General features: G+C 63.9%; 9 protein-coding genes. 3 read left to right on the plus strand and 6 right to left on the minus strand.

The genetic code is table 11. From position 1 onward, the window contains the following. Positions 1 to 13: 13 nt before the first annotated feature. The 3 genes from relA to ppc all read left to right on the plus strand — a co-directional run bounded on the left by relA (position 14) and on the right by ppc (position 6,230). The gene (gene relA / locus LCW13_RS04785; RefSeq protein ID WP_043331860.1) at positions 14 to 2,278 is read left to right on the plus strand and encodes a GTP diphosphokinase; all 2,265 of its coding nucleotides are present in this window, start codon (positions 14 to 16) and stop codon (positions 2,276 to 2,278) included. Continuing rightward, positions 2,275 to 3,249 carry a nucleoside triphosphate pyrophosphohydrolase gene (gene mazG / locus LCW13_RS04790; RefSeq protein ID WP_225347713.1) on the plus strand — a complete coding sequence of 325 codons (975 nt, stop codon included), beginning with the start codon at positions 2,275 to 2,277 and terminating at the stop codon, positions 3,247 to 3,249. The genes relA and mazG overlap by 4 nt, the downstream gene beginning before the upstream one ends. Before the next feature lie 332 nt (positions 3,250 to 3,581). Continuing rightward, a complete protein-coding gene (gene ppc, locus LCW13_RS04795; RefSeq protein WP_043331859.1) occupies positions 3,582 to 6,230 on the plus strand; it encodes a phosphoenolpyruvate carboxylase in 2,649 nt (882 codons plus the stop codon). 255 nt (positions 6,231 to 6,485) lie between these two features. On the opposite strand, the gene LCW13_RS04800 is transcribed toward ppc, so the two are convergent. From LCW13_RS04800 to LCW13_RS04825, 6 genes are all read right to left on the minus strand, one after another. Then, positions 6,486 to 7,532 carry an asparaginase gene (locus LCW13_RS04800; protein ID WP_225347714.1) on the minus strand — a complete coding sequence of 349 codons (1,047 nt, stop codon included), beginning with the start codon at positions 7,530 to 7,532 and terminating at the stop codon, positions 6,486 to 6,488. A 102-nt stretch (positions 7,533 to 7,634) separates the two neighbouring features. Next, on the minus strand, positions 7,635 to 8,294 hold the full coding sequence (gene pcp / locus LCW13_RS04805; protein WP_225347715.1) for a pyroglutamyl-peptidase I: 660 nt from the start codon (positions 8,292 to 8,294) through the stop codon (positions 7,635 to 7,637). Between the two features lie 76 nt (positions 8,295 to 8,370). Further along, a complete protein-coding gene (locus tag LCW13_RS04810; protein WP_225347716.1) occupies positions 8,371 to 9,282 on the minus strand; it encodes a DUF979 domain-containing protein in 912 nt (303 codons plus the stop codon). Further along, a complete protein-coding gene (locus tag LCW13_RS04815) occupies positions 9,279 to 10,052 on the minus strand; it encodes a DUF969 domain-containing protein (protein WP_225347717.1) in 774 nt (257 codons plus the stop codon). Before LCW13_RS04815 ends, LCW13_RS04810 begins: the two co-directional genes overlap by 4 nt. A 368-nt stretch (positions 10,053 to 10,420) precedes the next feature. Continuing rightward, the gene (locus tag LCW13_RS04820; RefSeq protein ID WP_225347718.1) at positions 10,421 to 11,611 is read right to left on the minus strand and encodes an MFS transporter; all 1,191 of its coding nucleotides are present in this window, start codon (positions 11,609 to 11,611) and stop codon (positions 10,421 to 10,423) included. A gap of 222 nt (positions 11,612 to 11,833) precedes the next feature. Then, positions 11,834 to 12,448 (minus strand): hypothetical protein, encoded by a 615-nt coding sequence (locus LCW13_RS04825; protein WP_225347719.1) that lies wholly within the window; start codon positions 12,446 to 12,448, stop codon positions 11,834 to 11,836. Positions 12,449 to 12,540 lie beyond the last annotated feature (92 nt).

Genomic DNA, 12,540 nt, shown 5'->3' on the forward strand with positions numbered 1-12,540 from the left:
AGGACATAGGGTCATGGTCAAGGTGCGCGAAGATCAGCCGCTGACCGATAGCGGTGGTGTGGACATCCCGGTGTGGGTCGCGCGACTGCGCGAGGAAGTCCCGTCGGTGAATGCCGAGGTCATGGTGCAGGCCTGTGAAGTGGCGCTCAAGGTGGCGCGCGAGGCGGACGCCCGCGGTGACAAGCCGTGGCGCGAGCCGCTGCGCAGTTTCCGTTTCAGTCTCGAGATGGCCGACATCCTGTCGGAACTCAAGCTTGACCAACCGGCGCTGGTCGCGGCCGTGCTCTATCGCGCGGTGCGTGAAGGGCATCTGGGGCTTGAGGCCATCGAGAAGCATTTCGGCAAGGAAGTGGCACGCCTGATCGATGGCGTGCTCAACATGGCTGCCATCAGTCAGCTGCAGGCGCCGAGTCATGGCATGGCGCAGCATGACCAGCAGGACAACCTGCGCAAGATGCTGGTGTCGATGATCGATGACGTGCGCATCGCGCTGATCAAGATCGCCGAACGTACCGTCGCCCTGCGTCACGTCAAGGATGCCCCGCGCGAGAAGCGCATGCGCGTGGCCAGCGAAGTCTTCGATATCTACGGGCCGCTGGCGCACCGCCTGGGCATCGGTCAGCTCAAGTGGGAGCTGGAGGACCTGTCCTTCCGCTACCGCGAGGAGGATGAATACAAGACCATCGCCAAGCAGCTGTCCGAGAAGCGTCTGGAGCGTGAGCACTACATCGCCGATCTGCTGGTCGAGATGCGCACTCTGATGAGCGAGCAGGGCATCAAGCATTTCGATGTCGCGGGCCGCGCCAAGCACATCTACTCCATCTGGCGGAAGATGAAGATCAAGCGCATCGCCTTCTCCCAGGTGTATGACGTGCGCGCGGTACGGATTCTGGTCGGCACCGTCAGCGATTGCTACACGGCGCTGGGGATCGTCCACTCGCGCTGGCACCACGTGCCGCATGAGTTTGATGACTACATCGCCAACCCCAAGAAGAATGGCTACCAGTCACTGCACACTGCGGTGGTGGGGCCGAGCAACAAGGTCATCGAGATCCAGATCCGTACCTTCGACATGCACGAGGAGGCGGAGCTGGGCGTGTGTGCCCACTGGCGTTACAAGGGTCACGATGTCGGCCACAAGAGCCGCAGCTACGAGGACAAGATCGCCTGGTTGCGTCAGGTGCTCGAATGGCAGGACGAAGTCGGCGAGAACGGCGGCCAGGAAGCGATCCGTCAGGGGCTGAGCTCCGACGTCGCGCCGGACCGCATCTATGTCTTCACGCCGGAAGGGCATGTCATTGACCTGCCCAAGATCGCGACGCCGATCGACTTCGCCTACCGCGTGCACACCGAGGTCGGCCATCGCTGCCGGGGTGCCAAGGTCGACGGGCGCATCGTGCCGCTGACCTACAAGCTCAAGACCGGCCAGCAGGTCGAGATCCTGACCGCCACCAAGGGTGGCCCGAGCCGCGACTGGCTCAACCCGAATCTGGGCTACGTGCGCACCTCGCGGGCCCGCGCCAAGATCCAGACCTGGTTCAAGCTGCAGGCACGTGACCAGAACGTCGATGAGGGCAAGGCGCTGCTCGAGAAGGAATTCTCGCGGCTGGCGCTGGAGAATCTCGACCGCGACAAGCTGGCCAACGCCGTCAATTACCCGACGCGCGATGACATGTACGCTGCCATCGGCGCGGGCGATCTGCGCGTCGGCCAGGTGCTGCACCAGGCCCAGCAGCTGTTCGGCGATACCGATGATCAGGAGCAGCTCGAGCGTCTGCTGCGCCAGCGCAAGCCGCAGGGCAAGGAAAAGCCCGACGCCGTCATGGTGCTGGGGGTCGGCAATCTGAAGACCACCATGGCCAACTGCTGTCACCCGGTGCCGGGCGATCAGATCGCCGGTTTCATCACCCAGGGGCGCGGCGTGACCGTGCACCGTCAGGACTGCCCGAACCTGATCCAGCTGCGTTCGGACGAGCCGCGTCGCATCGTCGATGTCGACTGGGGTCAGCGCTCGCGCAATCAGTATCCGGTCGATATCGAGATCCAGGCCTGGGACCGCTCCGGTCTGCTGCGTGATGTCACCAACGTACTGAGCGGCGACAAGGTCAATGTGCTGTCGGTGAACACGCGCACCGATCAGCTCGACAACATCGCCACGCTCAAGATCACGCTGGAAGTCGAGAATCTCGACGTGCTGGGGCGCGTGTTCGCCCGCATCCAGCAGCTGCCCAACATCATCGACGTCAAGCGCCTGCGGGTCGGGGGCGACAAGGCATGAGGCTGGAGTCTGGTGAAAGTCGGGAACCTGGCGAAGAGACGGCCACGCCAGTCGATACGCGCTACACCCTCGATGACCTGCTGACCCTGATGGCCGTGCTGCGTGACCCGCAGTACGGCTGCCCCTGGGACAGCCGCCAGGATTACGCGAGTCTGGTGCCGCACACCCTGGAGGAGGCCTATGAGGTCGCCGATGTCATCGAGCGCGCCGCAGCCGATGCCAGTGTGCTAGAGGAGCTGCCGGCGGAACTGGGTGACTTGCTGTTTCAGGGCGTCTTCTACGCCCAGATCGCCAGTGAGCAGCAACGCTTCGATTTCCACGACGTGATCCATGTGCTGACCGAGAAGATGCTGCACCGCCATCCGCACGTCTTCCCGGATGGCACCCTCGCGTCGCGCCGTGAGGGCATCGCCACTCATGAGGTCGACGAAGGCTCGCTCAACGCCCAGTGGGAGTCGCTCAAGCAGCAGGAGTCCGCTGACGCGCCTGCCAGTCAGACTGCCGGCGACAGCGTACTGGATGGCGTGCCACTTGGCCTGCCGGCGCTGACGCGGGCGGCCAAGCTCTCGAAGAAGGCCGCGCGTTCGGGCTTTGACTGGCCGGACACGAGTGGCGTGCTGGCCAAGATTCGTGAGGAGCTCGGCGAAGTCGAGGAAGCTCTGGCCGAGGGTGATACGGCCCATGCGCGCGAGGAGGTCGGGGATCTGCTGTTCGCGGTGGTCAATCTCGCGCGTACCCTCAAGGCGGACCCGGAGCAGATGCTGCGTGCTACCAATGCGCGCTTCGAATCACGCTTCCGCCATGTGGAAGCCGCGATCGCCGGGCAAGGGCGCACGCTGGATGAGGCGTCGCTTGCCGAGATGGATGCGCACTGGGATGAGGCCAAGCGCCGGGAGCGTGCGGCTGAGCAGGCGCGACAGGGTGAGGGTGCGGCGTCAGTAGCGCGTCCGGTGACGCCGCTGGTTCGGTGATAGGGCGTCGTCGCAGGGTATTGGGAAAAGGGCATTTGGAAAAATGTAGTAAGTTTACGCGATAGTCGGATTGTGGAGCCGAGGCCCGCGGTCGTATGCTGAGGGGAAGCGATCAGGACGCGAGTCTTGTCCTGCTTTCCGGTCTGCTGCGCCGCGGGTCTTTCCGTTTCGCGCCAGTGTCTTCACCAGCGCCAGACCGGTGTCTTCCCTCAGCCGGTTGTCATCAGGTGTCTTTGCGCAATGAGGGAATCTGTTGTCAGCTATCTGACTGTGTGCCCCTGGTGACAGGGGAAGATGACCGCGGCAGCACCGTCACTCCCAAGGAGGGTTTCATGAGTCACGACTTGCATGAATCGTTGCGCGATAACGTGCGTATTCTCGGTGACAACCTCGGCCAGACCATCGCGGCCGACCTCGGCGATGACTTCGTCGCACGCATCGAGCGCATCCGCGCCCTGGCCAAACAGGGCCAGCAGGGCGATCAGGCCGCCCGTCATGAGCTGATCGACTATCTGCGTGATCTGCCGGATGGTGATCTGCTGCCGGTCACCCGGGCGTTCAACCAGTTTCTGAATCTTTCCAACATCGCCGAGCAGCACTACCGTGGCCGCTTCAAGCGCGTCGAGGATTATCGTCCCGGCAGCCAGCCGGACCTCGGCGAGCTGATCACGCGCATTCGCGAGCGTGGTTTCAGCGCGCAGAAGATCGTCGAGGAGCTCTCGGCGATGCGTGTCGAGCTGGTGCTGACGGCGCACCCGACGGAAGTCATCCGCCGCACCCTGATCCAGAAATACGATGCCATCGAGGGCTGTCTGACCCAGATGGAAGGCGCCTGTGATCGCCCGGAACAGGCGACCCTCGCGCGTGCACGTCTGACCGAGCTGATCAGCCAGGCCTGGCACACCGACGAGATCCGCCACGAGCGTCCGACGCCGGTGGATGAGGCCAAGTGGGGCTTTGCCACCATCGAGAACTCGCTGTGGCAAGCGGTGCCGGACTTCCACCGTCAGCTTGACGAGATGACGCTGGACGCCGCGGGTGAGCGCCTGCCGTTGGACGCCGCACCGATCTGCTTCGCCTCCTGGATGGGCGGTGACCGCGACGGCAACCCCAATGTCACCGCCAGCGTGACGCGGACCGTGCTGCTGCTGGGACGCTGGATGGCGGCGGACCTCTACCTTCGCGATCTCGAACAGCTCAAGTCGGAGCTGTCGATGTGGAAGTGCACGGCCGCCCTGCGTGCCGAGGCCGGCGATGTGGCCGAACCCTATCGCGAGATCCTGCGCCGCCTGATCCTGCGCATGGAAAGCACGCGTGACTGGGCCAAGGCGGGTCTGGACGGCAAGCGCCATGAAGGTGTCGATATTATCGAGACCCGTGAGCAGCTGTATACGCCGCTGCTGGCCTGCTACCGCTCGCTGTGCGATGTGGGGCTGGACACCATCGCCAACGGCGCACTGCTCGACACCCTGCGTCGCGTGGCCTGTTTCGGTGTCACCCTGACCAAGCTCGATATCCGCCAGGAGAGCACGCGTCACGCACAGGTCTTCGATGAACTGAGTCAGACGCTGGGGCTGGGCAGCTATTTCGAGTGGGACGAGCAGCAGCGCTGTGACTTCCTCACCAAGGAGTTGGCTGGCCGTCGCCCGCTGATCCCGCGCCATTGGGAATGCTCCACTGACACGCGCGAGGTGCTGGATACCTTCAAGGTCATCGCGCGCGAGCATCGCGAGGCGCTGGGCACCTACATCATCTCGATGGCCGGTCAGGCCTCCGATGTGCTGGCGGTGGCACTGTTGATGAAGGAGATCGGCGGTGATGTGCGCCTGCCGATCGCGCCGCTGTTCGAGACGCTGGATGATCTGGACCGCTCAGGCCCGGTCATCGACACGTTGCTGGGCATGCCGATCTATCGCGAGCAGGCCGGTGATCGTCAGGAAGTGATGATCGGTTACTCCGACTCCGCCAAGGACGCCGGCCAGCTGGCGGCTGCCTGGGCACAGTACCGCGCTCAGGAAACGCTGGTGGAAGTCACCAAGCGCCACGGCGTCGAACTGACCCTGTTCCACGGCCGTGGTGGCACGGTCGGTCGTGGCGGCGGCCCGGCGCATGCGGCAATCCTCTCCCAGCCACCGGGCTCGGTGACCGGCTCGCTGCGCGTCACCGAGCAGGGCGAGATGATTCGCTTCAAGTTCGGTCTGCCCGACATCGCCAGTCGCTCGATGGAGATCTATGTCTGCGCGGTGCTGGAGGCCAGCATGCTGCCGCCGCCGGCGCCCAAGCAGCAATGGCGTGACGAGATGGATCGCCTGGCTGGTATCGCGCACAAGGCCTATGTCGGCGTGGTGCGTGAAGACCCGAACTTCGTGCCGTACTTCCGCTCGGTAACACCGGAAACCGCACTGGCACGTCTACCGCTGGGCTCACGCCCCGCCAAGCGTCGTCAGGATGGTGGCGTCGAGACGCTGCGCGCGATCCCGTGGATCTTCGCCTGGACCCAGATTCGTCTGATGCTGCCCGCCTGGCTGGGCAGTGGCGAGGCCTTCGCCACGCGCATGCAGGAAGAGGGCGGCCTGGAAGTGCTGCGCGAGATGATGAATGACTGGCCGTTCTTCTCCACCTACGTCGACATGCTCGAGATGCTGCTCTCCAAGGCCGATCTTTCGACGGCGGCCTACTACGAGCAGCGTCTGGTCGATGAGCCGGCCCTGAAGGCGCTGGGGCAATCACTGCGTGATCGTCTCGAGCGCCTGGAGAAGGTGGTGCTGGAGATCCGCGATCAACAGGCACTGCTTGAGCATATGCCGCTGATCCGTCAGGCCATCGATGTGCGCAACCCCTACATCGACCCGCTGCATGGTCTGCAGGCCGAGCTGCTGCAGCGTAACCGCGACGCTGATGGCGCCATCTCCGCCGAGCTGTCACGCGCACTGATGGTGACCATGGCCGGTATCTCGGCCGGTCTGCGCAACACCGGTTGATTCAGTTGATCCAGCTGGCCCTGTTGATTTGCGCCTTGGCGTGAAGGATTAGCCAAGGCCTATCAGCGAAACTAGAAAGCCCCCGTCAGGTACGCCTGACGGGGGCTTTCTGTTATCTATCGGTCAACGCTGAAGGCTGGTTTGCGCGCTGATCAGCGACCAGAATTCAGCGCTCAGCGGCTAGAGTTCAGAGGCTAGAGCTCAGCGCTCAGCGACAAGAGTTCAGCGGCCAGCGACACGCGGGGTCGCCAGGACTCACAGCAGGCCGCTGGCGCGCTCGCCTACCAAGGGCATCAGGAAGCGTTCCCGCTGCCAGTCCTCATCCTGATCGAGCGCCACCAGATGCAGCAGTTTGGTGAAGGCCGCTTCCAGCGTCATGTCGTCGCCTGACAGCACGCCGACAGTGGCCAGGCCTGCGCCGGCCGCATAGTGGCCGATGGTGACCGGCCCGTGCGGACATTGGCTGATACCGGCCAGCAGCTTGCCTTCGCCACGCGCATCGGCCAATACCCCCAAAAGCTCGCCGTCTTCCGGCAGATTGCCGCTGCCCCACAGCTCCAGCACGGCGCCCTTGACCTCGGGGCGCATCAACTGCACACGCACGCTCTTGGCGCTGATGCCGGGGTAGAGCGGCAGGCGAATGATGCTGTCCTTGCCGAGGCGGGCATAGTCGGGCAGCTCGAAGGCGGGGCCTTGATCATCCATCAGGCGGCCGGGGTAGAGCACGGCGCGGTCATCGACCCATTCGCCCAGCAGCGGCGCATTGGGCGTGGTGAAGCCGCGGTGGTCCTGGGTGTACCACTTGCGGGTGCACACGCCACGCAGCAGCTGCCCGCCGAAGGCGACCACGACTTCATTGAGGGTCGGCTGGGCGGCGGCGGTGAGTGCCAGTTCGACATTGCCCAGCGCGTCACTGTGCTCGGCTTCCAGCGGCAACTGTGCGCCACTGACGATCACCGGGCGCGCGGTGCCCTTGAGCTGGAAGGCGAGGCTGGAGGCCGTCCAGGCCAGGGTGTCGGTGCCCTGCAGGACGACGAAGCCATCGAAGCTGTCGTAGGCGTCCGCGATCTGGCTGGCGATGGTGTGCCAGTCCGCCGGTGTCGCGGAGGAGGAGTCGATCAGCTGTGGAAACTCGCGCAGGGTGAAGGCGGGCAGACGGCCACGACGGCTGGGGGGCAGTTGTTCCAGTGCTGCGCGCAGACGTGTATCGAAGTCACCGGCAGGTACCAGTCCTTGTTCACTTTCCACCATGCCCAGGGTTCCGCCGGTATACAGCACCAGGATGTGTGTCTCGGGAGTCATCGTGTCCACCTGCCAGAAATGGGAAAGCCGGCATTGTAACGCATGCCGGCTTGCAGGGGAGCTGTCGGAGTCGGGCGTTCAGCCGCGACGCGATGGTGGCGCTCAGCTGATATTGCCACCGCCGATGCGTGCATCCTTCTGATGGGACATGGCGCTGACGCACATCACCCGTACGCCTTCGAGCATGCTTTCAAGACTCATGGTCGGCAGGCGGCCATCGACACTCTGCTCGGGCAGCGCCGGGATATGCACGAAGCCGGAGCGGATGGGGCTATCCGCCAGATGACGCTGCACCCCATAGAACAGGTGGTTGCAGACGAAGGTGCCTGCCGTGTAGGAGACGCTGGCGGGAAGGCCCGCCGCCTGGAGGTCGTTGACCATCGCCTTGATCGGCAAGGTGGTGAAACAGCCATCCGGGCCGTCGGCCTCGATGGGCTCATCCACCGGCTGGTGGCCGCCGTTGTCCTTGATGCGATAGTCATCCAGGTTGATGGCGACACGCTCCGGCGTGATGGCGCTGCGACCGCTGGCCTGGCCGAGCATGATCACGGTGTCAGGGGCGTGCTCGCCGATGGCCTTGATGACGCTGTCAATCGCGGCGTAGCGTGTCACCGGCACCCGGCAGGTGATGATCTCGAAGCGCTCATCGGGCTGGTCGTGCATGGCCAGTGTCTGACCGTCCAGTTGTTCGATGATCTTGAGGGCGGGATTGACGCTATCCGTGCCGAAGGGCTCGAAGCCGCAGAGTAGCAGACGACGCATGATGAAATTCCTTGGCTGGCATCGATCACCGCTGGTCACGGCTGGCGGTGATCGATGCGCGGGTAAGAGTGGGAGATCAGAAGGCCAGCAGCAGCATCAGGCTGATGTTGGCGGCCAGCATGACCAGCGCAGGCAGTATCTGTGCGCGAATGATGTGGTAGCGGTCATCCAGTTCCAGCAGGGCGGCCGGCACGATGTTGAAGTTGGCGGCCATCGGCGTCATCAGTGTGCCGCAGTAGCCGGACAGCATGCCCAGCACGCCGACGATGGCCGGGTTGCCGCCATGCAGCGCGATGACCAGCGGATAGCCGATACCGGAGGTGATGACCGCAAAGGCCGCGAAGCCGTTGCCCATCAGCATGGTGAACACGGCCATGCCGACGCAGTAGGCAATCACGCAGGCGATCAGGCTGGTATCCGGCACCACGCTCGAGACCAGCCCGGCGATGGTCTGGCCGACGCCGGCCTGATCGAACAGCAGGCCAAGCGCGGCCAGGAATTGCGGCAGGATGGCGGCCCAGCCGATGGCATCGGCCAGGCGGCGACCTTCCTGCATGCCGGTCGCCGAGCTCTCGCGCAGCAGCAGCAGTGCCACGGCAAAGGCCAGTACCGTCGCGACGCCAAGGCCGACCAGCGCACTCTGACCTGTCGTGAGGGTGTAAAGGAAGGTGCCGACCGGAATCACCAGCGCGGGGATGAACAGGCGCGACCCGAGACGCTTGCGGCGCGCCTGACGCGCCTCATCGCTCAACTGGCCGTAGTTGCCGAACCCGAGCTGGCCGGTGGCGGCCAGCAGGGCCAGCGCCAGCATGGCAAGTCCGACCACGACATCGGGCAGCCACTGGCCAAATGCCAGGCTGATGCCGAAGATCATCCAGAAGGCAGTGGTGCCGAGTCTGCGCGGATGATCACGATCGGTGAGCGTCAAGACGGCAAAGGCCATGATGGCGAAGCCGGTAATCAGGTAGAGAGCGTCGATACCGTTCATGAGTGGCTCTCCGTCGCAGAAGTGGTGAAGGTGTCCTTGCCTGGTGTCGCGTTGGCCTGGCCGGAGGGCTGGGGGTATTCCTCGCGCAGCAGCTGTTGTTCACGGCGAATGCGCGCGTCCAGCCGGCGGCAGAGCACGAAGACCACCACCAGTGACACCAGCGCGGTGGGAATGGCATACATTGCCATGTCGGCCAGGCTGACGCTGGCGCCACTCTTGTCGAGCACGCTCTTGATCAGCAACAACCCGCCAGAAGCCACGAAGATCAGCTGGCTGAAGAAGTTGCCGAAGTTCTCGCTGACGGCATTCAGAACGCGGATGCGTTGGCTCAGGGCCTTGAAGCGTGGCGAGCTCAGCGCCTCTTCGGGGAGATCACGTTCGGCGGCGCCGACTGACATCGGGGCGACCAGCGGTCGGATCATCGCCGGGTGACCACCGAGCTGCAGGCCGAAGGCATTGGTCGCCTTGCGCAGCACCAGGTAGCTGAAGGAGATGCGCCCGGCGCTGGCGGCTCGCAGTTTCTGGACCAGATGTTCGGCCTGATCGCGCAGTCCATTGCGCTCGAGCAGCCCGATCACCGGCAGGGTGATGATGAACAGCGAGACGGCGCGGTTGTCGGTAAAGGCCTGACCGAGCGCGGCGAGAATTTCAGTGGGGGACATGCCGGCCACCAGGCCGGAGGAGAAACCTGCCACCAGCACCACCAGCAGCGCATTGAGGCGCAGTGCCAGGCCGATGACGATGATGGCTACGCCGATCAATGACAGCATGAGGTGTCTCCCGAGCCGGGGGAGGACAATCGAATCCTTTCGAAGGACATGAGCATGTGCCTCTGGGTGTGAGATTGTTGTTATGAGGGTCTCGTTGCGAAGCAGGTCGAACATTGCCTGGCTGTTCGAAACATTGCCGAGCAGTTCGAACATGGCAGTGCCGTTCGAACATGGCAGGGCGCAATGTTCGTTGCTTTACAACGAGAACTCAGAGGGTAGAGCGACACCAGAGGAATCCAAATGAGACATTCGGAATATATAAATTTCAACGACATATAGTATCGGTAAAATCTATCATCCAGGCATGAATGACAGATAATATTGATGCCTTGGTGGGGCCTTGCCTCACCCCTTGAGGGGAGAAGATGTCAGCCATCGACCACTTCGGCGCTGCCATCCTCGCGCAGGCAGATACGGCGACGCCTGCCGACCTGGAAGCCAAGCATGGCGGCGCTCAGCAGGATCAGCGCGAACAGCGACGCGATCACGCGCAGGTCGGCCGTGATTTCCAGCAGAATGCCGACGGCGAGTGGCCCGAGGGCGGCCAGCATGTAGCCGGTGCCTTGTGCCATGCCGGAGAGGGCGCCCGCCAGACGTGCATCGGAGGTGCGCAGCACCAGCAGCGTCAATGCCATCGAGAAGCTGCCCCCCTGGCCGAAACCGAGCAGCACGGCGAACAGCCAGCGCAGTGACAGCGGCCCAATCATCAGTCCCAGCAGGCCGATGGCGGTACAGGACAACAGCAGCAGGATGGCGGGGCGCTGGTCGCGCCCCATGCGGCCGATCACGGGGGCCAGCAGGGCGGTGAGCACCTGTGCCATCACCGAGGCGGCCATCAGCCAGCCGGATTCGATATCGCTCAGACCGCGTTGCTGGAGCAGGAAAGGCAGCCAGCCAAAGACGATATAGGCCAGGGAAGACTGGCAGCCCATGAAGAAGGTGACCTGGCGGGCCAGCGGCAGGTGCCACAGGCGGGGGGTGGCCTGCTGTTGGCTGGTCATCTTCTCTGGCCACGGGTGGGGCATGCTCAGGCGCCAGGCGGGAAGCGCGATCACCACAAGCAGCGCCCAGCAGGCCAATGAGGCTTGCCAGCTGTCGAGAAGATTGGCCAGTGGCACGCTGAGTCCCGCGGCCAGCGCCGCACCAAGACATAGCGCCATGGTGTAAACGCCGGTGAACAGGTCGGCTCGCTCAGGATGCTCACGCTTGACGATGGCGGGCAGCAGGGTGCCGGCGACGCCGATGCTGCCGCCACATAACAGGGTGCCGAGATACAGCAGCAGCGCCATGTCACTGGCCCGCAACCACAGGGCGATGCCGAGAGTGACCAGGGCAAGGCTGAGGGTGCGCTCTACCCCCAGGCGGCGGGCCAGGCGCGGTGCCAGTGGGGCGAAGAGCCCCAGGCAGACGACGGGCAGTGTGGTGAGAAGGCCTGCTGCCAGCGTGCTCAGTCCCAGGTCCTGGGTGATGCGATCCAGCAGGGGCGCCAGGGATGACAGCGCCGGACGCAGGTTCAGGGCGACCAGAATCAGGATGAGCAGGAAAAGGGATGCTGGCATTCGGCGCATGAGGAAACCTGAACGAGAGGACAGGTCTGTGAGAATACCGGCATATGCTCAAGCTGTCTTGCCGCGAGCTGTCTTGCCGCGAGCCGTTCTTCCTCGAACCGGGCCCTGGACGGCAGAACGCTCGGCAATTGCCGAGCGTTCTGTCTCAATGCGCCTTTCTCGATACATCTGTCCTGGCTCAATGTCCCCGTCGTGATGCGCCGCTCCTGTGCCTCAGTACTTGGGCTCCAGCTCCAGCTCGCGTGTCGGGCTGTCGATCCTGCGTGCTGCCGCGCGTTGACGCGTCGTGGCGCCGTCGGCATGCACATCGTGGCCGCGGGGAGCGACATTGCGCCATGCGGGCGTCTTCTGCAGGCGCTCGGCATTGGCGCGTGCCGTATTGGAGACTGGCTGGCGACTCGCCTTGGCGCGAATCAGGGTCATGTCCTCAGTGCTCAGCAGCATGCCCTGGGGCGTGCGCTCCAGCACGAGGTGGCCGCGGAAGTGCCAGCAGCGCATGGGGGTATGCGCGACACGATAGCGATGGCCAGCCACCTCCAGCGAGATGGCCTCCTTCGGCTGGCAGCCAAGGGGATGCAGAGTCACTTCCTCCAGCAGCACCAGACGATTGAAGTCGTCCGGCTGAAGCACCTGATTGCCATCATGCATGCGCACCGGAAAGGCATGGTTGTCACGCTGCAGCTCACGCCGCTTGTGACTGACGCTGCCGCTGCCTTCCACGATGCCGGCACCACACACATGCACGAGCTCGCCATCAATCTGTTTGATGACGAGCACCTCGACGTGGCGCTGCTTGAAAAGATGATCACGCAGTGAGCGTAATGGCATGGCTGAAATCCTCATCTACACCATCCGTTGGCTGAGTATATCCGTCAGAGCCCGAGTCATCTCTCTGACCGACAGGCGCTTCCATGCTGCCT

Origin of the sequence: Cobetia amphilecti (genome assembly GCF_020217465.1) — a bacterium.
Classification (GTDB): domain Bacteria; phylum Pseudomonadota; class Gammaproteobacteria; order Pseudomonadales; family Halomonadaceae; genus Cobetia; species Cobetia amphilecti.

Coding starts and splice junctions, on each gene's coding strand:
- ppc (WP_043331859.1), top strand. CDS start 3,582: ATGAGTCACGACTTGCATGAATCGTTGCGCGATAACGTGCGTATTCTC.
- LCW13_RS04815 (WP_225347717.1), bottom strand. CDS start 10,052: ATGCTGTCATTGATCGGCGTAGCCATCATCGTCATCGGCCTGGCACTG.
- mazG (WP_225347713.1), top strand. CDS start 2,275: ATGAGGCTGGAGTCTGGTGAAAGTCGGGAACCTGGCGAAGAGACGGCC.
- LCW13_RS04810 (WP_225347716.1), bottom strand. CDS start 9,282: ATGAACGGTATCGACGCTCTCTACCTGATTACCGGCTTCGCCATCATG.
- LCW13_RS04825 (WP_225347719.1), bottom strand. CDS start 12,448: ATGCCATTACGCTCACTGCGTGATCATCTTTTCAAGCAGCGCCACGTC.
- pcp (WP_225347715.1), bottom strand. CDS start 8,294: ATGCGTCGTCTGCTACTCTGCGGCTTCGAGCCCTTCGGCACGGATAGC.
- LCW13_RS04800 (WP_225347714.1), bottom strand. CDS start 7,532: ATGACTCCCGAGACACACATCCTGGTGCTGTATACCGGCGGAACCCTG.
- relA (WP_043331860.1), top strand. CDS start 14: ATGGTCAAGGTGCGCGAAGATCAGCCGCTGACCGATAGCGGTGGTGTG.
- LCW13_RS04820 (WP_225347718.1), bottom strand. CDS start 11,611: ATGCCAGCATCCCTTTTCCTGCTCATCCTGATTCTGGTCGCCCTGAAC.